Source organism: Spirosoma luteolum (genome assembly GCF_054778875.1).
On the sequence record NZ_BAAGZE010000006.1, the window covers coordinates 624,564 to 644,796 of the forward strand.

Genomic DNA, 20,233 nt, shown 5'->3' on the forward strand with positions numbered 1-20,233 from the left:
CGGTAAACCGGGTTAGAATACCAGGTTCAGGTTGATACCGTAGCGACGGGTGGTTGGCGTTTGCAGCGTGGAGACACCGCCCGTCACAAACTGATCGAGGTCGAGGTCTTTGCGCTGGGCGAAGTAGAGCAGGTTGCGGCCCACCACCGAAAGGCTGGCCTGCCGCAGTCCCAGCCGGCTCACCAGCGCCGTGGGCAGCGAATAGCCGATAACCACTTCGCGCAGCTTGGCAAAGCTCCGGTCGATCAGCACGGCTTCGTTCTGGCCGTAGACGCGGGCGATGTAGTCCTGCGCAAACGTTTTGGTGGTGTTGGGTACGTACTGCAGCTCGCCGTAGTTGATCACGTTGCCCAGCGCATCGTAGTTGATGGTACCCGTACCGATCTGCACACCGGGGCCCACGTACGACTTGATGCCCTGCACGTCCTGAATCCGGGCGGTACCCAGCGCGCCCTGCACCGTTTCGATGTTGCGACCACCCTGGAACGTTTTCTGCATCACGTAGTCGGCAATAACGCCCCCCACCCGGCCGTCGAACTGGAAGCTGAACGACAGGTTTTTGTAGGCGAAGCGGTTGTTGATGCCCCACACAAATTTGGGGTTGGTGTAGCCCAGCAGCTGTCGCACGGGATTCACGATGGGCCGGCCACCGGCGTCGTTGATGAGCTGACCATCGGGGGTGCGCACAAAGGCGCCCGAGTAGAAAGCGTCGGTACGGTCGCCAACGCTCAGGTAACGGCTGCCGCTGCTGCTGCCCACGAAATAATCGGAGCCCAGGGTGTTAATGCCGCCCTCGGGATACACAGCCTTGAGCCGCTCCACGTAGGTCGAGTAGTTGGCCACCACATCCCAGCTCAGCCCACCGCTCGTGCGCAGGGCCTTGCCCGTTACCGACACCTCGACACCCTGCTTCCGGGTGCTGATGCCGTTGACCAGCCGGGCCACGTAACCCGTGGTTTCCGAGGTCGGCAAGCTGAAAATCCGGGGGCCGTCGTTGCTCAGGAAGTACGCGCCGTCGACAGCGATGCGGTTGTTCAGGAACCGCAGGTCGATACCGGCTTCGAACTGCGACGTCGAGTTGGGCTTCAGGTCGGGGTTGCTGATGGTGGTGGTGTAGAAAGCCGCCGGGCGGTTGTTGTACGACAGCGGAACCGAGTAAACCGACGCATTCTGGTAGTTTGGCCCGCCGTAGGCCGAGGCATAGTTGTCGCCGTAGCCCACCGGATACGACAGACCGGGCGTGGCGCCGATCGTCGGCTGAGTCAGGCCGTCTTTTACGTTGGCATACGACGCCCGGAGTTTCACAAATGAGATGGCCGCCGGCAACCGCAGGTAATCCGACACCACCGTGCTCAGGGCAACCGATGGGTAGAAGTAGGTGTTGTTTTTGGTCGGCAGGGTCGAGAGCTTATCCATCCGGCCCGTAGTCGAGAGCGTCACCTTGTCGCGGAAAGTGAAGTCGGCCGAATAATAGGCCGACAGCACGCGCATATCGGCTTTGAAGTTTGAGGCAAACACGGGGTTGGCCGAGTTGGCAAAGTTATACACGCCCGGTACGTTCAGGTAGTTGGTGCTGGCGTAGTCGGAGTTGACGTTGAAAATCCGCGCTTCGCCCCCCGCCAGCGCACTGACAGCCAGTCCGTTCGGCAGGGTCTTGTTGTACTGCAGCAGCAGCTGGTTGATGTTGTCGAACAGGTTCCGGCGATCTTCGCGGTAGTCGCCCCGCCCCTCTTCGCGGCCGTAGGTCGTGGCCGAATACGGCAGTTTCTCGGTGCGCAGCAGGTTCCAGGTCGTTAGCTGGGTTTTAGCCGTCAGCTGCAGGCCATTAGCCAGCTGGTAGCGCAGCGAGGTGTAGCCGTAGAGATCGTTTTTGTAGTGTCCCCGCAGCCAGTACTTGGCCAGAAACCAGGGGTTGTTGTAGCGCTGGTATTCGGCATAAATCTGCTGCACCCCTTCTTTTCCGGGCTGCCAGATCTGCTTCATATCATCCACGTTCCAGTCGGCACCACCCCAGGCAATGATGTTGTAGATCATCGAGTTGGGGCCGTAGTTCACGTCGGGGAAGTTGGGGGTCGACTGCCGGCTGAAGTTGACATTGGCTTCGAACCGCAGCCGGGGCGAAAAGTTGTAGCCCAGGGCGGTGTTGAAGTTGGTGATGTTCAGCCGCGTGTTGGGCACCAGCCCGCGCTGGTAGTTATGCGACAGCGAAAAGCGCAGGTCGTACTTCTCGCTCGACGACGAGATGGCCACGTTGTTGGTCGACAAAAAACCCGTTTGCAGAAACCGGCTCAAGTTGTCTTTGCCCCGGGCCACGAACGGCGTTGGCTGCCGGTTGCTGGTGAACGTAGATCCGTTGGGAAACTTGGTCGTGAACGACTGCCCCGGCAGCACCGGACTGTCGTACTGCGGAATGAGCTGGCCGTTGAGGGCGGGGCCCCAGATATCGTAGTCGCCGTCGTTGAGGCCGTTGCCTTTCCCGTCGCCGAAGGCATACACCCCGTGGTCGCCGGGGCCGTATTCGTCCTGCACCTTCGGAATGGCGATAAAGCCCTGATCGAACTGCTGACTCGTGTTGAGTTCGACCGAGAAACCGCGCTTGTCTTTCGAGCCGCGTTTGGTGGTAATCAGGATGGCACCGTTTTTACCCCGGAACCCGTAGAGCGCCGACGCCGAAGCGCCTTTCAGAACGGTATAGGTTTCGATATCGTCGTTGCTGATGTTCCAGGTGTCGGAGTTGATGGGAATCCCGTCGACCACAAACAGCACATCCTGGTTGCCCCGCAGCGAGATGGTTGGCCGGCGCAGCAGCTCGGCCGACGCCCCGATCGTGAGTCCGGCCACCTTGCCGACCAGGTTGTTGATGGGGTTGGGCTCGCGGGCTTTCACCAGCGACGCGCCATCGACGGTCTGAATGGCGACGCCCGTCTGGCGGATGTCTTTTTTGATACCGAGGGCCGTCACGACTACTTCGTTGAGGTTGGCCGTACCCGGCGTCAGCGCCACGTTGAGCACCGAGCGATTGCCGGGCGTGACGGTCTGCGATTCGTAGCCGATAAACGAGAATGACAGCGTGACGGTGCCGGCATTGGTCAGGTTGAGCGAGTAGGTTCCGTCTTCGCGGGTGGTGGTACCCGTAGAGGTGCCTTTGATAACGACCGATACACCCGGCAGGGGTTGCTGATCATCGGCCGAGGTAACCCGGCCACTGAGCGTCTGGGCCATGACCGCAGCGGTGGCCAGGGTCAGCAACAGCCCTGTCAGCAGCCAGCGGCTGATGGGCGTTGCTGAGAACGAGAGGAAAGGTGCTTTCATAAAATTTGCAGGTTAGTAGACAGCTATCAACCGCAAAAGTACCCATCCCGAAACCCGGCCCTAATTATTGACTATCAAGCATTTATAAATTTATTAAACGAAGATTTTACGCAAATCTAACATACCGGCAGTCGCCATTTTATTAATTTTTTCAGTATATGCCCGCCCAAACCCCGAATCCACTAACAAACTAGCTGTCAGCAAATTACCTGATCAGGCTACGCGCCGAACCAGTTTCTAATATTGGCTTCGGCATACCCGGCCCCCGAACTCATGCCCTTCCCGCCGATTCCCGTAACAATCCGGATATTTGGCGCCACCGCGTGGTCGAAAATTTCGGCCGGCGTCTGGCTGTAAAAGCCCGCCCAGGTTTTCCGAACCGTTAGCGGAACGTTTATAATGCGTCGGGCCTCGTCGAGCATCAGCGTGTTGATGTGGTCCTGCGTATGGTAGCCCAGGTCTTCGGCTTCGGTGGCCGCGGCATACTCGTGCGAATCACCCACGATGATCGACCCGTCGGCCGTCTGTTTAAACAGGATATGAATACCCCACCGCTGCAGTTCGGCCAGCCGGGGCGATACCGGCGCCAGCCGCTCGTAGGACGGGCACGCCTGAAACGCTTCGTAGCGCCGGATGGTGAGCCCGGTCAGGATGTTGCCGGGCAGGTGCAGTCCCGCCACCGGTTCGGCCAGCAGCATCTGCAGCTTGCTCACCACCAGCCCCGCCTGCGCCAGCACCTCCGGAAACAGCAGCCGCACCTCGTGTCCTCCGCAGAGCAGCACCTGCCCTCCCTCGACCGAGGTGCGGCTGGCCAGCCGCACCCGCACGCTGCTGCCCACCGGCTCGCAGCCAATGACCAGCGAACCCGGCCGGTAGTCGACCCCGTGGGCCTGCTGCGCGTGGGCAATCAGCCGGTGAATCATCTGCTCGGGTTCCACACTCAGTTCATCCGGAAAAAACAGCCCGCCCATCACGTAGTCGGGGCGCAGCACCGGGTACCGGGCCAGCACCTGGGCATTGCTCCAGAGTTCGCTGCGGTAGCCGATCCGGGCGTACCGGTCATGCAGTTCGTTGGCCACCTGCCACTCGCTGTGGTCCGAGGCCACGTAGACCGTGCCGTTGGCCCGCACCGAAATATCCGTTTCGGCCTGAATAGCGCGGTAGATGTCCAGACTCCGGCGGCCATACTCGAACCACGGCCCCGCCAGCCCCGAGGGCACCACCTGCCCGAAGTTACGCACCGTGGCCCCGACGGGATAGCGGTCTTTTTCGAGCAGCAGGACCCGGAGGCCCGCCCGGGCCGCGTGGTAGGCATGGAAGGTGCCGAGCGTTCCGGCGCCGATAACGATAAGGTCGAAAGCAGGCATAAACGGGGGAATCAGGTAAGGGGGACGGTGTGCAGACCGGCTGGAGAAGCCGACAGGCTACACCAGCCCATTCTGTTCGAGCAGGGCCGGCAGGTCGCGCAGGGAGTTCAGCAGCTGATCGTGCGGGTAGGGTTCGAGCTGTGCGCGGGTGTGGGTGCCATTGGTCAGGCCCAGGTTCAGCGCCACGCCGGCCGCCTGCCCCGACTGCAAATCCGACGGGGTGTCGCCCAGGTTGACCACCGCCCGGGCATCCGTAACACCCAGCAGCGCCATGGCCCGCTGAATCATGAGGGGCTGCGGCCGGCCGTGCGGCACTTCATCACTCGCAATCGACGCCTGAATCAGACTGTCGGGCCCGCCCAGCCGGTTGGCGTCGAGGCCGTTCAGCCAGCCCAGCTTGTCGAGAATGATATCCGTAACAACGCGGTAAAAGCCGGTGGTGAGAGCAATGGCAATACCCCGCTCGCGCAGGTAGGCAAACGTGTCGAGGCAGCCCGCCGTGGGGGTGGCCCCGTGGGTGCGGTAGTGCGTTTCGAGCACCTGCCGAAAGGCATCGTACGACGCGTCGACCTGCGATTGAATCGATGCGTGCCCCGCGCCCAGCTGTTCGGTCCAGAGCGTTTCGAACACAAACCGTTTCGACAGGCCCTGCATGGCCAGGATGCGCTCATCCGACACCGTGAGTCCGGTCTGCGCGGCCGCTTCGGCAAAACAGCGTTCTACTTCGTGGTGGTCGGTCACGGTGGTGCCGGCCATATCGAAAACCACAAGCTGGATAGCAGCCATACAATCAGGGGTAGTTAGGTTGGCGAAACCGGCAGAAGCCTGCCGGTTTCAACGGGCAAAAGAACACAATCGGCTCAACCTACCAATCGGGTATGCTGTTAAGAAACCATGAAGTTGCCCGCTACCCAACCGCACCAGCCCCAGCGAACGCTAGGCTTCGCGAAGTTTCAAAATGAGGTTTGTTTTCAGCTCGTGGAGTCCTTTTTCGAGGCCGACCGGATACGTGTGGGGGTTCACAAACCGCTTCACGCCCGGGTGCAGGCCCGCCAGCTGCGTTTGGACCCGCGCCCGAACCGTATGAATGTCGGGGCTGTCGTACACGCGCTGCCCCGCGTCGAACACCGGTACGAGCAAATCGTCGAAGGCAAGCGTAGCCTCGAAGCGACGGCGTTTGGTGAAATCGAGCGGGTCGATCATCACATCCTCCCCGGCCGATTCATCCTGACCGTGGCTCTGCTCGTCGAAAATCATATCGGCCAGAAAGCCCCGCTCATCGCGGAACCGGCGCACCTGCTGAACGCCCGGCGTCGACACCTTGATAGCCTGCTCCGACAGTTTCATTTTGTAGTCCCAGCCCGGTGTGCCCGTTTCCCGGCGCAGGGCCGCCAGCTTGTACACGCCCCCCAGCGCCGGCTGATCGTAGGCCGTAACCAGCTTGGTACCAACGCCCCAGACCGTAATCTGGGCGCCCTGCTGTTTCAGACTGGCAATAATCGTTTCGTCGAGGTCATTGCTGGCCACGATGGCCGTGTGGGTAAAGCCCGCTTCGTCGAGCAGCTTGCGGGCTTCGATACTCAGGTACGCCAGATCGCCCGAGTCGAGCCGGATCCCACTCAGCCTGTGCCCGCGCGCTTCGAGTTGCCGGCCGGCTTCGATCGCGTGGCGCACCCCCTCCAGCGTATCGTAGGTGTCGACCAGCAGTGTCACGTTGTTGGGCAGCACATCGGCATAAGTCATAAAGGCATCCAGCTCCGTATCGAACGACATTACCCAGCTGTGGGCGTGGGTGCCGCGTACGGGAATATCGTAGAGCTTGCCGGCCAGCACGTTGGAGGTTGCATCACAGCCGCCGATGTAGGCCGCCCGCGAGGCCGTCATGCCCCCGTCGATGCCCTGCGCCCGGCGCAGCCCGAACTCCAGCAGCGTATCGGCACCGGCCACCAGCCGCAGCCGGGCCGCCTTGGTGGCGATCAGCGTTTCGAAGTTGATGAGGTTGAGCAGCGGGGTCTCCAGCAGCTGACACTGCAGAATCGGACCGCGCACCCGCACCAGCGGTTCGTTCGGAAACACCACCGTTCCTTCCGGAATGGCGTCGACCGTACAGGTGAGTTTCAAATCGGCCAGATAGTCCAGAAAAGCGACATCGAAGAGGGGTTCGCCGTCGTTGCCGGTCAGGGTACGGAGGTAGCGAAGGTCTTTTTTCGAGAAACCGAAATGCTCGATATAGCCAATCACGTTGGTTAGTCCGCAGGCCACCGTGAAGCCGCCACCGAAGGGGTTTTTCCGGAAATACAGGTTGAAAACAGCCTCTTTTTCAGCCGTTCCAGACTTCCAGTAGCCGTAGGCCATCGTAACCTGATAAAGGTCGGTGAGCAGGCTCAGGGACGTATCGTATAGTTTATTGGTCATGCCGCGAAGGTACACGCCGACACGGCAGAACGAAATTATCGGACGAGAAAACAATTAATCCCGTAGATTGGTCTGATATTTGTGAAGGCAGATTTTCGCCAGCCTCTCTGCTTTCTGTGTTACCATCCTTGCCTGTAGAAACCCACCATGCAAAAGTTAAGCCTATCACAGTCGCTCCAACAGAAGCTGTCTCCTCAGCAGATTCAGTTCATCAAACTGTTGCAGATTCCAACGGCTGAACTCGACACCCGCATTGAGGAGGAACTGGAAATCAATCCGGCCCTGGAAGAGGGCATGGACGAAGAATTTGATACCAAAGAAGAAGATCCCTTTGCCGACGAATTCGACGACGACTACAAGGAGCGCAACGACGATCTGGATATCGACGGATACCTGCAGCAGGACGACTATGCCGGCTACAAGATGCAGGGTGACGGCAACTACAACGAGGAAGAGCGCGATATGCCGCTGGCCACCTCGTCGAGCCTGCTCGACTCGCTGCTGCAGCAGTTCAGTTTTCTGAACCTGACCGACGACCAGCGCGTGATCGGGCAGCAGCTGATCGGCTCCATCGAAGCCGATGGCTACATCCGGCGGTCGATGCAGGCCATTGTCAACGACCTTGCTTTCTCGCAGAACGTCTTCACCGACACCGAAGAAATCGAAGCGGTACTCCATAAGGTACAGACCCTCGACCCCGCCGGTATTGCCGCCCGCTCGCTGCAGGAGTGCCTGCTGCTTCAGCTCCAGCGCAAAGACACCTCCGATCCGTACATCGTGCTGGCCATCCGGATCGTCGAGGATTTCTTCGAGGAGTTTTCCAAAAAGCACTTCGACAAAATCCAGCGCCGGCTCGCCATCAGCGACGAATCGCTCAAGCGCGTCATCGACATCATTATCCGGCTCAACCCCAAACCCGGCTCCGTCGAAGACAGCTCAGGCTCGGCCCAGTTTCTGATTCCGGATTTCATTCTGACCAATAACAACAACAAGCTCGAGCTCACGCTCAACTCCAAAAACGCCCCCGAACTGCGCATCAGCCGCTCGTTTGCCGATATGCTCGACACCTACGACAAGAGCAGCAAACAAAACAAGTCGCTGCGCGAAACGGTGACGTTTGTGAAGCAGAAACTCGATGCGGCCAAGTGGTTTATCGACGCCATCAAGCAGCGGCAGCAAACCCTGCTCCGCACCATGAACGCCATTGTTCGGTTCCAGTACGACTTTTTCCTGACCGGCGAAGAATCGAAACTGCGGCCCATGATCCTGAAAGACATCGCCAGCATGATCGACATGGACGTGTCGACGGTGTCGCGGGTGGCCAACAGCAAATCGGTACAGACCGAATTCGGCATCTATCCGCTCAAGTACTTTTTCTCGGAGGGTATTTCGACCGACTCGGGCGAGGATGTCAGCAGCCGCGAAGTGAAAAACATTCTGCGTGAACTGATCGACAACGAGCCCAAGATGAGCCCCCTCTCCGACGACAAGCTGGAGAAGATTCTGAACGACCGCGGCTATAACATTGCCCGGCGCACGGTGGCCAAATACCGCGAGCAGCTGAACATTCCGGTGGCCCGGCTGCGCAAACAGCTCTAAGGCAGCCCGAGCCCGGGGCAGGGCTCCCGTCCCGCGTTTTCGGTTGGCAGGCAACCGACTTACGCCGGCGATGCCGTACTTTTGCGTCCCGGTTGTTCGGGGCGGGCGCCCTGGCTCCCGCCCCGAAACGCCGTCTACCGAAAACCGCATTTCCAACCGTTGACTACCCCGCTTGCCCGTTTTCTGTCTGTTGTCTGCCATCCGCTGCTGATGCCGACACTGTTGTTTGGCATTTTACTGTTCCAGGCGCCGTCGGTGCTGGGCGTCGATGTCTTCACCGATTCGCTGCGGGGCAGTTTGCTGGTGTTGCTGTTTATCGGCACGTTTGCCGCCCCCGCCCTGCTCATCTATTACCTGTTTCGCAGCGGCTACGTGCAGTCGCTCTACCTGACCACCCTCGCCGACCGCCGGCTCCCCTACTTTCTGACCGCTATCGTCTACACGGGCGTTACGCTGCTGTTCGGCTTTCGGATGCAGGCTATCTCGACCCTGGCGCCCGATATTGCTGTGCTGCTTGGCAGCATTACGCTCTCGATTCTGCTGGTGGCCGTCATTAGCCTCTACTGGCAGATCAGCGCCCACGGCGTCGGCATCGGCGGTGTGGTAGGGGCCATCGGCGCCATCGTGGCCCGGTTCGGCGTGATCGAGCTGTTTCCGACCCTGGCGGTGCTGGTATTGCTGACGGGCTTTGTGCTCAGCGCCCGCCTGCACCTCAACGCCCACACGCTGGCGCAGGCCCTGGGCGGTCTGGCGCTCGGCACGCTCGTCAGCATCGCAACCGTGTGGTGGCTTCTCTAGGGCCGCCCGCGCCCCGGCCGGCCTGACCGGCAGTTGCCCTCATCCCGCTCGGGCAAATCCGATTCAATTGCTAACTTGACCGCCCGATCGGCAGCGGCCACGGGCGGGCATGCCTATCAATGCCGGCGCCCCGCCCCCCCGCCGGCCCCCGATCGACAACAGAACCAAGACCTATGTACGAGAACCTGCTTTACGACATCAGCGGTGGCGTTTGCCGCATCACCCTCAACCGCCCCCAGGTGTACCACGCCCTTAGCCCGGCCCTGATTCAGGAGATTACGACCGCCATCGAAGCCGCCGGTGCCGACCCGGCCGTGCGGGTGGTGGTGCTGACCGGCGCCGGCGACCGGGCGTTCTGCTCGGGGGCCGACCTGAAGGCGGGGGCCGCCAGTGCCGCCCAGAGCGGTACGGGCCTCAACCTCGGCGACATGCTCCGGGTGGGCTACAACCCCATGATCCGGGCCATGCGCAACCTGCCCAAACCCATTGTGGGCCGCATCAACGGTGTGGCGGCCGGCGCGGGCTGCTCGCTGGCCCTGGCCTGCGACGTGCTGGTGTGCGCCGACGAGGCTTATTTCAGCCAGATCTTCGTCAACATCGGCCTTATGCCCGACGCCGGCTCCACGTTCTTTCTGCCCCGTCTGGTGGGCCCACAGCGCGCGTTTGAGCTGTGCAGCACCGGCCGGCGCGTCTACGGCCCCGAAGCGGCCCAGATCGGGCTGGTGGGCCGGTCGGTACCAGCCGCCGAACTCGATGCTGCCGTGGATGCGGTGGTAGCTTATTATGCCTCGGCACCGACCCTGGCGATCGGTACGATGAAAAAAGTTTTGAATAATTCGCTCTTCGCCGACCTCGACCAGCAACTGGAACAGGAAGCTGACAATCAGGATCATTTGGGCCGTTCGGCCGATGCGGGCGAAGGGATTGGGGCGTTTCTGATGAAACGTTCTGCAAATTTTTTGGGCAAATAGGTTGACAGGCGCCTTTTTTCTCTCTACTTTTGCACTCCCAATCAACGGGAAACGCACTCCGGTGCAAGTCGCATTCGTAGCTCAATTGGATAGAGCACCTGACTACGGATCAGGAGGTTTGGGGTTCGAATCCCTACGAGTGCACGAAGCCGCTTCAATCGAAGCGGCTTTTTTTATGGGCTTTTTGGTGAAGGTGCAGGCGATGGCGGCCTAGGTGAATAACTCAAACTCTATATCGAATTCAAATCGTTTAGGAGGACGGGCAGTGACCTATAACGTCCTATCATCGCAAACCAACAAATAAAGTGGGTGAATAAAGCAGATCCAGTACAGGGCTGGCATCAAAGTAAGGCTCGCCGTTAAGGAGACACGAAAGACGTCTATTGACCCGTGAATAGCTCTATAATATTAGTATCTTGCCTTGATAATAGCAAGCTATAAACAAACGGAATATGAGGTGTTCCGTCGACGTTGTGTCGCCTTGCATCAACAAGGCGGGGAACAGGTCTCCATTGCTCAGCCACTGGGCTTAACACAAGGATTGGTCAGTCGCACCTTGGCCAAGTTTTACTGACAAGGGCAAGAGGTCCTGGCCTAGCGAAAACCACCCGGGGCCACCACTCGACTTACCGATGAGCAACTTATTCAGCTCGTTCAGGAGCTAAACAAAGGCGCCAACCATCATGGTTTTCCGGGCCACATCTGGATGAAGCCCCGCGTCAATTAGTCAGGCCGCCGGGGCGGTCATCAAATGACTTTTTGGGGTTAGTTACGACCTATCCCAGGTAGGTAGGCTACTCAAAAAAGTGGAATGGATTCGGCAAAAGCCCCAAACCAAAGCCAGTCAGCATGGCCCACAACGAGTCCAGCAATGGCGAGAGGAACGCCTTTCCGAGCGCAAAAAAAGCCCAAACTGAGGGGCGCGTGATATTGTGTGTGGATGACTCAGCCTGTTACTTGTTGCCCATGCTGAGTCTGACTTGGGTCCCTCGGAGGAGAACACCGGTTCTGCAGGAGAAGGCCGGTCGAGAACACTTGAGCTTAATTGCTGCCATTGCTCCCAATGGTCGGATTTACGTGGCGGGCCAAGACTGCTCCTTCACCGGCGACGACATCGTATGGCTTCTTAGTAAACTTTGTGGGCGATACCACAAGCGGGACCTGCTTATCATCTGGCAGTGCCGCCTGTGCGGATGGGGCATCGATTCATCGGGGAGAAGCGGTAAAAGCCTTTTTAAAGCAACGCCCTGGTCGAGTTCATTTAGAATGTTTGCCCGCCTACAGTCCAGAACTAAACCCAACCGAACTGGTGTGGAATCAGCTCAAACAAGGGCTAAAAAACCGGGTGTTTCTTTGCTTAGTGGAGCTGACGGCAGCTGTGCTCGAATAGGTTCGTCTACTAGTGAAAGACAGAAAGTTGGTTCAGGCGTTCTTCAGGAAAAAGGAAGTGGCATTCTTTACAACCTAATTCACGCATCAATAAAAATCAAATGGTTGGGATTCAGTTGCATCAATCATTACGTCAATATCAACTCGGCGAATTGAATAGAGGTCAAAATCATGAAACCTTCACCAAAGATTATAACACATCTTGTTACACAAATAACCAGATACCAGTAAATTATAATGTAAGTAGAGGCAGCAAAATCCCAAGATGACTACAAAACTAAATTTATGAAGCAGTTACTAATCGTATTTTTAATAGTAATTTTAGAAGCTTGCCAAGCTAAAAAAGGTAAGATTACTTTTTATGTTGAGAATGGAAGTCAATTAGATTCTTTGATCAATTTCAAGGTGTCAGTTAACCAGAACATTAGAATTGACACAGTTTTCAAGTATTCCACTGTTACTCCAAATTATGACACTTTTATTATTGATGAAGTAATGAAAGATAGTGTTCTTATTAGTGCAAGTACAAACACGGGAGCAAATAGACAGTTTAAAATAAAATTCGATAAAAATGCTTATATTTTTCTCGCCTATGTACATGATTCAATAACAACAGAAAAACAGCAAAAGGTAATAGAACAAATAAAGCAAGAACTTAATGGTTACGACCCAAATTTTTTTATAGAGAAGAAAGCTATTCGAGAAAAAATTCAATATACAGAACCTACGTTGTATTAGTAAAAATACCCTCAAGTTGGGCGCGTTTTTTTTATTGGTGCGTACATTAGCTCGTAAAGTCATTAGTTCACCGAAGTTGCTTAGATCTATAGATAACTATACCTAACTGACGTGAACTTTACAGACTTACTCCCGGATCAATAACGATCACAGACAGTCGTGATTAATCAGTACGCAAGTTTGCTACGTGATTTACGCCAACTAGGTTTGGTTGGAGCTGAGCAGTGGATAAACGGCCGTTTCGTTACGCGAAAGCCTATGCCTAACGAACTTGATCTTGTTACGTTTATCCCGTTTCTGCAATACAACCGGGTTGAACGCGAGTTGCGGGGGCGGTTTACGGCCTACGCTCACCTTGATGCGTGTGCTGTTCGGGTGTTTCCCGATGACCATCCGAGCCATTTTCAAACTAATTAGGACAAGGTTAAGTGGCTGTCGCTGTTCACCCGATCGCGGAAAGATACCCTAACCAACAGTCAACACCCAAAAGGATGCGTTTGCTTAACGCTTAACTGACGATGCAACCAACTGACAACGCCTTCGGTGATATTGAAGACCTGCTGAACCGCATTGCCCGGCTCAACAAACTCATCCATACTCACGAAAGCCAGCCTGAACTCGATCAGCTGGCCATTGAAGGCTACCGACGCCTGCGTCAGCAGTTTACCGGTGAGCTGAATGATTTGCTGCGCGACAGCTACGAGCTCAGCGTATCGGTAGTCGGTAGTGGCCTGACCTTATTACATACGCCACGACTGACCCTACGACCACATACCCAAACACGAACGGCCAGTCGATTGCCCCGGTACACGCTGGGCAATCGACTGGCCGTTCCGCATCCAGCCGGGCATCAAGCCATCAGTGTTTTTCCTTTACCTGCTTTTCGAGCTGTTCGATTCGCTTCTGCTGCTCGATCAGGTGCAGCGTCAGTTCTTCGTTTTTCTGGACCAGCGTGGTCAGCAGCGTCAGCAGGTCGGTGCCTTTGTCGACCATCTGCCGGGCGCTCGGGATACCGGGCAGGTGTTTGTGGGTCCGCACGTACTGCTCCACCTCGGCCAGCGGCTGCGGCTGGTAGCCGGGTTCGAAGACGTAGTCGGCCCACTGGTCGGTGCTGGCCGGCTGCACCCGCGTAGTCACCGCCGACAGCTGCCCCGACAGCAGCACATCGCCCCGGTCGCTGACGGTTAGAAACTTGCCCGCCGTAGCCCCCGATACGGGCGACTGGGCCGTGAGGTTGGTCAGGCGCAGGCCGCTCCGCCCGTCGACACCGGCCGTCAGTTCGAGCCGGTTCTGGGGAGTCGAGGTGCCGATGCCGACGTTTGCCCCATTGCCCAGCACCAGCGCATTGGAACTCAGCACGCGGGCGTTGGCCCCGATGGCGGTGGCATTTACCAGTCCCACGCCTACCCCCACAGCATTCGAGCCCAGAAAGGTATTGTCGGTGCCCTCGAGCGCATCGAAGCCCGCGTTGGGCCCGATGATCAGGTTGCGGCTGCCCCGGCGGCTGCCCTGTCCGGCGTTATAGCCGATAAAGACGTTGTCGCTGCCGTCGGTGTTGAGTTTGCCGGCTTCGTAGCCCACAAAGGTGTTGTGGCTCCCCACGGTGTTGGGCGCGCCGGCGCGGTAGCCCAGGTACGTATTATACGAGCCCGAGGTATTGCCCTGCCCCGACTGCGCCCCCACAAACGTGTTGTAGGTGCCGCCGACAACGGCGCTGGTACTTTGCCCGATAAAGAGGTTGTTGGTGCCATTCACCGACTGGATACTGACCACCTGGTTGTCGGGCGTGATGATCTGGCTCTGGGCAAATGCCTGGGTCACGGTGCCGAGCACACAAAGCGTAAGGGTATGGAGAAGTTGGCGCATGGGGATGGCGTTACGATTGATAGGAATACGACGGTTCGGCGTCTGGAACGAATGTACAAAATTTAATAGATTGGACCGGAAGAACCCCGGCCTGGGTTCTCCGACTGTCAGGGAGTAAAACAAATACTATGCCTACCGTCGACCGGCCGGGTGGATGGGCGTACAATACGGCCACACAGGGGGTTAACTGCTTACCACTCATCACGAAAAGCCCCGGCCCCGTATTGACCCATTCGTGCATGCTGTATCTTTACAACAGTCTGGTACCTACAGGGGTCCGGACGCCCGCCTATGAACGCCCGTCTATCCACCCGCCACGGTTTTCTGGCGCTTGCCTTCGCTACGCTGCTGACGGGCTGTGCCCCAACAGTGGCCCCTACCTACCAGCTCGAACCGGTGTCGGGCGCGGTCACCACCATTGACGGCCGCCCCGTAACGCGGGTCGACGACCGGGGCGTGGGCGTGGTGGCGTCGTTCGAGCGCGAAGACCTGTCGTTTGTGGTGTTCGATGTCGAAGTAAAGAACCAGACCGAGCGCCCCATTGACGTCGACCCCGCCGACTTCCGGTTTGCGGCTCTGGGCGTCGATCAGGATACCCTCTCCGACCCGGCCGACAACAACCGCCCGTTTATCCACGAGATAGCCAATCCGGCCTATGAGCTGGGGCGCGTGGCCTTCAACCGAAAGCTCGAAGAAAAGCGCCTGAAACGGGCCAGGGTGTTCAACACCATCGCACTGGTAGCCGTTATTGCGTCGGATGTAGCAACGTCCAACAATAGCCGCACCTACGGCGAATACGTAACCAAACGGATCACGCACGACGTTGCCTACCAGGCCATTGCGGCCAAACGCGTGATCGACCAGGGCACCTTTGCCAATCGGATGCAGCGCTACGACTACGAAGAATACCGCTGGAACCAGCTGGCCCTGAAACGCAATACGCTGCAGCCCGGCGAATCGGTCCGGGGTATGGTCTACATCCCGAAAGTACCCACCGCGCATTACCTCAACCTGGCCTACACCCTCCCCGAGGTAGCCACCGTCCCGATTTTGTTCCGGCAGCAGCAACAGCAGCAGCCGGGCCGGCGCCGGCGCTAACGCAGACGCTTACCAGTCGTCTTCCTCATCGGCCAGCGCGCGCTGTGCCTGCAACAGCTCATTGAGTGTTTTCTGGTTCTGCTGCTGCCGGGCCAGGGCAATACCGGCTTCGTAGAGGCCGGCCGCCCGGTCGCGCTCGTCGAGGGCAATGCAGAGCGCGGCTGCGTGGTAATAGGTAGGCAGGTAATCGGGAAACCGGGTCAGCAGGTCGTCGAAACAGGCCATGGCCTGCCGGGGCTCGTCGGCCACGTATTCCATCGCCAGGGCGTAAACATTGAAGGGATCACCGGGTTCATCCTGTATAAATCGAATTAATTGTTGGATACGGGCGTTATTCATCGGCTAGAGAAAATTAGTATGCATGCATACTTTTTTTGATACAGTTCGTATTTTAGCCCCCAAATTAACGGGTAGCCTGCCGGAATCCCAGTACGCAGCCCGCTGCCAGTCGCCTGTTGGCGCGCTGGCGATGCGGCTCGCGGGTTACCCAGCAACCATTCAAACAAAACCCCACAGGCATGAAAATTTTAGTGTGCGTGACGAGTGTGCCCGACACCACGACCAAGATTACGTTTACGGACAACAACACGAAGCTCAACAAAGCGGGTGTAACGTTTATCACAGGTCCGTACGACGACTACGCGCTGGCCCGGGCCGTTGAACTAAAAGAAAAGACCGGGGCTACGGTTACGGTGCTGAACGTAGGCGAAGCCGATGCCGAGCCCGTAATCCGGAAATGTCTGGCCATCGGTGCCGACGACGCCATCCGGGTCAACGCCGAGCCGACCGACGCGTATTTCGTAGCCGAGCAGATTGCGGCCATTGCCAAGGAAACCACCTACGACCTGATTCTGATGGGTCGCGAATCGATCGATTACAACGGCGGACAGGTGCACGGTATCGTGGCCGAGATGCTGGGCATCCCCTCGATTTCGCCCGTAATGGTGCTCGACCTCGACGGCGATACGGCCAAGATCACGCGCGAAATTGAAGGCGGTAAGGAAGAAATCGAAGCCAAACTGCCGCTCGTACTGGGCTGTCAGGAGCCGATTGCCGAATGGAAAATCCCCAACATGCGCGGTATCATGACCGCCCGGACCAAACCCCTCAAGGTAGTCGAGCCGGCAGGCACCGAGAAACTGACCGCTGTCAGCAGCTACGAACTGCCCGCTCCGCGTGGTGCCGTTAAAATGATCAGCGCCGACAATGCCGAAGAACTCATTCAGCTGCTGCACACCGAAGCCAAGGTTATTTAAAGAAACGTTTTGACGTGGCAGCGTCGTACCGTTTTAACGTTGCTACCGCCGGATGCTGGGGTAACCCCTGACAGCGGAGCCAGCTTTGTAACGCTACAATTACTAAACGCTGCAACGGAGAACTACGAACCATAAACCACCAACTGAAATTATGTCTGTTCTCGTTTTTGTCGAATTAGACGAAGGTAAGCTCAAGAAGTCCTCCCAGGAGGCCATTTTTTACGGCGCGAAAGTAGCCGAAATGACCGGTACGTCGGCCACAGCCATTGTTGCGGGTCCGGCCGATGCCGCCGAGCTGGCTACGGCCGGCCGGTTTGGCGCCACCAAGGTGCTGCATGCCGCCGATGCCCGCCTGGCCGAGCCCAATGGCATGGCCTACGCAACGGTTGTGGCAGCCGCAGCCCAGCAGGAAGGTAGCACGGTTATTGTACTGGCCAAGTCGTCGCTGGCCGATGCCATGACGGCTCGGCTGGCCGGAAAACTGAAAGCGGGTCTGGCAGCCAATGTCATCGAACTGCCCGACCTGAGCAACGGTTTCCGGGTAAAAAGCAGTATCTATACCGGTAAAGCCTTTGCTTACAATGAACTGAAAGCCCCGGTCAAGATTCTGGCGATCAAGAAAAACACGATCACCCCAACCGAAACCGACGCAACGGCGACGGTCAACGCGTTTACGCCGGCGCTCAACGATGCCGACTTTGCCATTCGGGTGAAGAATACGGAGAAAGCCACGGGCGACATTCTGCTGCCCGAAGCCGATCTGGTGGTGTCGGCCGGTCGCGGGCTGAAAGGCCCCGAGAACTGGGGCATTGTTGAAGATCTGGCGAAGGCGCTGCACGCGGCTACGGCCTGCTCGAAGCCCGTTTCGGACCTCGACTGGCGGCCCCACCACGAGCACGTCGGTCAGACGGGCATCAAGGTGAGCCCCAATCTGTACATCGCCTGTGGTATTTCGGGAGCGATCCAGCACCTGGCTGGCGTAAACTCCTCCAAGGTGATTGTTGTTATCAACAAAGACGCCGATGCGCCGTTCTTCAAATCAGCGGATTACGGCATCGTTGGCGATGTGTTTGACGTGTTGCCGCGGCTCACGAAAGCAGTTCAGGCCCTCAAATAAGGCCCGTACTGGTCGATAGCCGCTGGAAAAAAGCACGGTTGCCAACGGCTATCGACTAAGTACGAACGATCAAAACTGCTAAATTTGCGTTGTGGATAAGATTAAACTGGAAATATTAGCCCTCTCACCCAGTCAGACGCAAACGGGTTCCTTTGCCCTGTTGCTGGGAGAAGAGTATGGGAATCGCCGATTGCCCATTCTGATCGGCATGTTTGAAGCGCAGGCTATCGCTATCGAGATCGAGAAAATTGTGCCCAACCGGCCCATGACGCACGATCTGTTCAAGCAGATGGCCGAGCAGTTTAAATTTACTGTGCGCGAAATTGTTATTTCCGATCTCCGCGAGGGTATCTTTTACGCCCGTATCGTGTGCTTCGACGGGGTACGTGAGACATCGATCGATGCCCGCCCCTCCGACGCCGTGGCCATTGGGATTCGCTTTGGCGTGCCCATTTACACAAACGAGTCGGTCCTTTCGGAAGCTGGTATCACCAACACACCCGCCGAAGAAGAAACGCAGGAAGAACTGGTCCGTTCGACCAGCCGCCCGTCTACCCGTTCGTTTGGCGATCAGCTTAAAAATGCTTCGCAGGAAGAACTACAGCGCATGCTCGACGATGCGCTGGGCAACGAGGAGTATGAGCGGGCGGCCAAAATCCGCGACGAGCTGAGCAAGCGTAACTAAGCGTCTTATTTCTTTTTTCGCCGTTTTATCACGAGTTCCCGATACCCATACGTGGGGTCGGGTTCTCGCATATAATCCAGTTCGGGCAGCACACCGATCAGCAGTTCGGCCGTTGTATAAATGCGGCAGCCAGCCATCAGGTGCCCGCCCAGCGTACGCCCGGTCGAGTCGGATACCGACAGATGCAGGTGACTGCCTGCGGTGGCCAGCGTACCCGTCAGCGAAACGATCTCGAAGTGCCCGTGCCAGTGCGTGGCCTTGTCCTGGTTAGCCAGCCGCAACGACACGTCGGTCAGGCTGCCCACGCAGGTAAGCACGGCACCGGCCCCGATCCGGTACTGGGTTACCAGCGCATCCAGCGCTTCTTTCAGATCCTGCCCCGGCCGCAACCGAAACGATAAGGTTTGCATGGTGGCCGCTTCGACAGGGGGCAGGGCGCGACTGGCGGGCTGTCCCTGCCCATCGGTGGGTAAACTGGTCATAACGGTACTGATCAGGAGTAGCAATAAAAGCGAACGCATCCTTGTTATCTGGTTGTGAAACCGATTTGTGGCATGCGAAACTACCATTTTTGGTCTGTTCTGACCTTGTTTCTTTTCCTGACCGTTGTCGGACTGGCCCCCGCCGGTGCCGATATTCCCCGCCCTTCCCGGTACGTCACGGTCGACTACAGCACCATCGACGCCTATGCCCGTAACACCCCGGAGTCGGCGGCCCGTACGCTGCAATCGCTGAGTCAATATCTGACGGCCCCCGCCCGCAGCGATCTGGCCCGGGCCCGGTCGGTTTACAGCTGGATTGCGACCCACGTGCGCTATGACGAGTCGGCGTTTTCGGGCCGCACCTACGCGTCGGAAACGGCTTATGCCAACCGGGTGCTGGCCAGCCGCAAAGCCGTTTGTACGGGATTTGCGCTGCTTTACAAAGAATTGCTTACCCGGGCTGGTATTCAGGTCGTCAACATCAAAGGATACGCCCGCACCAACGACAGCGAAGCCGGGATGCCGATAGCACGCATCGACCACGAATGGAACGCCGTTCAGCTCGATGGCGACTGGTACCTGCTCGATCTGGCGTGGGCCCTTACTACGGCCAAAACACCCGGCACGGCCAACGATTTCTATTTTCTGACCGAGCCGGCTGCCTTTGCCGCCAATCATTTCCCGGCCGACAGCCGCTGGCAGCTCTTGACCAACCCCATCAGCAAATCGCGCTTCGACCAGTTCCCGAAGGTGTACGATGCTTATTTCCGGCTTGGTTTCGATACCGGGTTTCCGCAGGCGGGCCTGCTTCAGGCGGGTGACGTGCTCACGCTGACGCTGTCGAGCGATGAGCCGGTCGAATTCAGCTGTGCGCAGGGTGCGCTGGGCGGTCCGGTGCTGACAGCCACGCCTGTAACGGTGCGCCAATCGGGTACTACCTACCGGCTGTCAATTCCGGTGAATCGGCCCGGCAAGTCGACGCTCTGTTTATTTGCCAAACCCAAAGGTGCCCCTACCGAGCGGCTAAAATCATACGAAGGTATTTTGTCTTTTACCGTCGTTAGCCGCTAGACAACCTCCTGTTTTCCCAGTCAGCCCGGCCTTTACTGGTATGGCTGCCCGTTGGATAACGAAGCGCCC

Annotated in this window: 18 protein-coding genes, 1 tRNA gene and 1 pseudogene; 13 read left to right on the forward strand and 7 right to left on the reverse strand. The window is 57.9% G+C overall.

All coding sequences use genetic code 11. From position 1 onward, the window contains the following. Positions 1 to 12: 12 nt before the first annotated feature. The 4 genes from ACYVAC_RS13140 to ACYVAC_RS13155 form a co-directional block, all read right to left on the reverse strand. Positions 13 to 3,312 carry a SusC/RagA family TonB-linked outer membrane protein gene (locus tag ACYVAC_RS13140; protein ID WP_461098148.1) on the reverse strand — a complete coding sequence of 1,100 codons (3,300 nt, stop codon included), beginning with the start codon at positions 3,310 to 3,312 and terminating at the stop codon, positions 13 to 15. 218 nt (positions 3,313 to 3,530) lie between these two features. After that, positions 3,531 to 4,679: a TIGR03364 family FAD-dependent oxidoreductase gene (locus ACYVAC_RS13145; RefSeq protein WP_461098149.1), complete on the reverse strand. Its 1,149-nt coding sequence runs from the start codon at positions 4,677 to 4,679 to the stop codon at positions 3,531 to 3,533. A 57-nt stretch (positions 4,680 to 4,736) separates the two neighbouring features. Beyond that, the gene (locus tag ACYVAC_RS13150; RefSeq protein ID WP_461098150.1) at positions 4,737 to 5,465 is read right to left on the reverse strand and encodes an HAD family hydrolase; all 729 of its coding nucleotides are present in this window, start codon (positions 5,463 to 5,465) and stop codon (positions 4,737 to 4,739) included. 150 nt (positions 5,466 to 5,615) lie between these two features. Continuing rightward, positions 5,616 to 7,094: a nicotinate phosphoribosyltransferase gene (locus ACYVAC_RS13155; protein ID WP_461098151.1), complete on the reverse strand. Its 1,479-nt coding sequence runs from the start codon at positions 7,092 to 7,094 to the stop codon at positions 5,616 to 5,618. Positions 7,095 to 7,241: 147 nt separating this feature from the next. On the opposite strand from ACYVAC_RS13155, the gene rpoN reads away from it, so the two are divergent. The 8 genes and pseudogenes from rpoN to ACYVAC_RS13195 all read left to right on the forward strand — a co-directional run bounded on the left by rpoN (position 7,242) and on the right by ACYVAC_RS13195 (position 13,006). Continuing rightward, positions 7,242 to 8,693, forward strand: coding sequence for an RNA polymerase factor sigma-54 (gene rpoN, locus ACYVAC_RS13160; protein ID WP_461098152.1), 1,452 nt, complete (start codon positions 7,242 to 7,244; stop codon positions 8,691 to 8,693). A gap of 159 nt (positions 8,694 to 8,852) precedes the next feature. Next, positions 8,853 to 9,491, forward strand: a complete 639-nt coding sequence (locus ACYVAC_RS13165) for a hypothetical protein (protein WP_461098153.1) — start codon at positions 8,853 to 8,855, stop codon at positions 9,489 to 9,491. A gap of 173 nt (positions 9,492 to 9,664) precedes the next feature. Further along, entirely contained in the window at positions 9,665 to 10,462 is a 798-nt protein-coding gene (locus tag ACYVAC_RS13170) for an enoyl-CoA hydratase/isomerase family protein (RefSeq protein WP_461098154.1), read from the forward strand. A gap of 70 nt (positions 10,463 to 10,532) precedes the next feature. Continuing rightward, positions 10,533 to 10,606: transfer RNA gene (locus tag ACYVAC_RS13175), tRNA-Arg, on the forward strand. Positions 10,607 to 11,268: 662 nt separating this feature from the next. After that, on the forward strand, positions 11,269 to 11,379 hold the full coding sequence (locus ACYVAC_RS13180; RefSeq protein ID WP_461098155.1) for a hypothetical protein: 111 nt from the start codon (positions 11,269 to 11,271) through the stop codon (positions 11,377 to 11,379). A gap of 353 nt (positions 11,380 to 11,732) precedes the next feature. Beyond that, positions 11,733 to 11,852 (forward strand): annotated as a pseudogene (locus tag ACYVAC_RS13185) (transposase); the annotation flags it as partial. A gap of 284 nt (positions 11,853 to 12,136) precedes the next feature. Continuing rightward, complete coding sequence (locus ACYVAC_RS13190) at positions 12,137 to 12,589, forward strand: hypothetical protein (protein WP_461098156.1); 453 nt, start codon at positions 12,137 to 12,139, stop codon at positions 12,587 to 12,589. A gap of 159 nt (positions 12,590 to 12,748) precedes the next feature. Then, positions 12,749 to 13,006: a DUF6932 family protein gene (locus ACYVAC_RS13195; RefSeq protein WP_461098157.1), complete on the forward strand. Its 258-nt coding sequence runs from the start codon at positions 12,749 to 12,751 to the stop codon at positions 13,004 to 13,006. 441 nt (positions 13,007 to 13,447) lie between these two features. On the opposite strand, the gene ACYVAC_RS13200 is transcribed toward ACYVAC_RS13195, so the two are convergent. Next, on the reverse strand, positions 13,448 to 14,455 hold the full coding sequence (locus tag ACYVAC_RS13200; protein ID WP_461098158.1) for a hypothetical protein: 1,008 nt from the start codon (positions 14,453 to 14,455) through the stop codon (positions 13,448 to 13,450). Positions 14,456 to 14,746: 291 nt separating this feature from the next. On the opposite strand from ACYVAC_RS13200, the gene ACYVAC_RS13205 reads away from it, so the two are divergent. Beyond that, entirely contained in the window at positions 14,747 to 15,553 is an 807-nt protein-coding gene (locus ACYVAC_RS13205) for a hypothetical protein (RefSeq protein ID WP_461098159.1), read from the forward strand. A gap of 9 nt (positions 15,554 to 15,562) precedes the next feature. On the opposite strand, the gene ACYVAC_RS13210 is transcribed toward ACYVAC_RS13205, so the two are convergent. Further along, positions 15,563 to 15,892: a tetratricopeptide repeat protein gene (locus tag ACYVAC_RS13210; protein WP_461098160.1), complete on the reverse strand. Its 330-nt coding sequence runs from the start codon at positions 15,890 to 15,892 to the stop codon at positions 15,563 to 15,565. A 179-nt stretch (positions 15,893 to 16,071) separates the two neighbouring features. Here ACYVAC_RS13210 and ACYVAC_RS13215 point away from each other — a divergent pair, with 179 nt between their 5' ends. The 3 genes from ACYVAC_RS13215 to ACYVAC_RS13225 all read left to right on the forward strand — a co-directional run bounded on the left by ACYVAC_RS13215 (position 16,072) and on the right by ACYVAC_RS13225 (position 18,611). Next, positions 16,072 to 16,809: an electron transfer flavoprotein subunit beta/FixA family protein gene (locus ACYVAC_RS13215; protein ID WP_461098161.1), complete on the forward strand. Its 738-nt coding sequence runs from the start codon at positions 16,072 to 16,074 to the stop codon at positions 16,807 to 16,809. Between the two features lie 151 nt (positions 16,810 to 16,960). Next, complete coding sequence (locus tag ACYVAC_RS13220) at positions 16,961 to 17,926, forward strand: electron transfer flavoprotein subunit alpha/FixB family protein (RefSeq protein ID WP_461098162.1); 966 nt, start codon at positions 16,961 to 16,963, stop codon at positions 17,924 to 17,926. A 91-nt stretch (positions 17,927 to 18,017) separates the two neighbouring features. Continuing rightward, the gene (locus ACYVAC_RS13225; protein ID WP_461098163.1) at positions 18,018 to 18,611 is read left to right on the forward strand and encodes a bifunctional nuclease family protein; all 594 of its coding nucleotides are present in this window, start codon (positions 18,018 to 18,020) and stop codon (positions 18,609 to 18,611) included. 5 nt (positions 18,612 to 18,616) lie between these two features. Here ACYVAC_RS13225 and ACYVAC_RS13230 read toward each other — a convergent pair whose 3' ends face one another. Next, complete coding sequence (locus ACYVAC_RS13230; RefSeq protein WP_461098164.1) at positions 18,617 to 19,093, reverse strand: PPC domain-containing DNA-binding protein; 477 nt, start codon at positions 19,091 to 19,093, stop codon at positions 18,617 to 18,619. A 105-nt stretch (positions 19,094 to 19,198) separates the two neighbouring features. Here ACYVAC_RS13230 and ACYVAC_RS13235 point away from each other — a divergent pair, with 105 nt between their 5' ends. After that, entirely contained in the window at positions 19,199 to 20,164 is a 966-nt protein-coding gene (locus tag ACYVAC_RS13235; protein ID WP_461098165.1) for a transglutaminase domain-containing protein, read from the forward strand. Positions 20,165 to 20,233 lie beyond the last annotated feature (69 nt).

Bases quoted from the DNA above. Each gene is read 5' to 3' on its own strand.
- ACYVAC_RS13205 (WP_461098159.1), top strand. From the start codon at position 14,747: ATGAACGCCCGTCTATCCACCCGCCACGGTTTTCTGGCGCTTGCCTTC.
- ACYVAC_RS13210 (WP_461098160.1), bottom strand. From the start codon at position 15,892: ATGAATAACGCCCGTATCCAACAATTAATTCGATTTATACAGGATGAA.
- ACYVAC_RS13155 (WP_461098151.1), bottom strand. From the start codon at position 7,094: ATGACCAATAAACTATACGATACGTCCCTGAGCCTGCTCACCGACCTT.
- ACYVAC_RS13145 (WP_461098149.1), bottom strand. From the start codon at position 4,679: ATGCCTGCTTTCGACCTTATCGTTATCGGCGCCGGAACGCTCGGCACC.
- ACYVAC_RS13220 (WP_461098162.1), top strand. From the start codon at position 16,961: ATGTCTGTTCTCGTTTTTGTCGAATTAGACGAAGGTAAGCTCAAGAAG.
- ACYVAC_RS13230 (WP_461098164.1), bottom strand. From the start codon at position 19,093: ATGACCAGTTTACCCACCGATGGGCAGGGACAGCCCGCCAGTCGCGCC.
- ACYVAC_RS13170 (WP_461098154.1), top strand. From the start codon at position 9,665: ATGTACGAGAACCTGCTTTACGACATCAGCGGTGGCGTTTGCCGCATC.
- ACYVAC_RS13150 (WP_461098150.1), bottom strand. From the start codon at position 5,465: ATGGCTGCTATCCAGCTTGTGGTTTTCGATATGGCCGGCACCACCGTG.
- ACYVAC_RS13215 (WP_461098161.1), top strand. From the start codon at position 16,072: ATGAAAATTTTAGTGTGCGTGACGAGTGTGCCCGACACCACGACCAAG.
- ACYVAC_RS13190 (WP_461098156.1), top strand. From the start codon at position 12,137: ATGAAGCAGTTACTAATCGTATTTTTAATAGTAATTTTAGAAGCTTGC.
- ACYVAC_RS13140 (WP_461098148.1), bottom strand. From the start codon at position 3,312: ATGAAAGCACCTTTCCTCTCGTTCTCAGCAACGCCCATCAGCCGCTGG.
- ACYVAC_RS13200 (WP_461098158.1), bottom strand. From the start codon at position 14,455: ATGCGCCAACTTCTCCATACCCTTACGCTTTGTGTGCTCGGCACCGTG.
- rpoN (WP_461098152.1), top strand. From the start codon at position 7,242: ATGCAAAAGTTAAGCCTATCACAGTCGCTCCAACAGAAGCTGTCTCCT.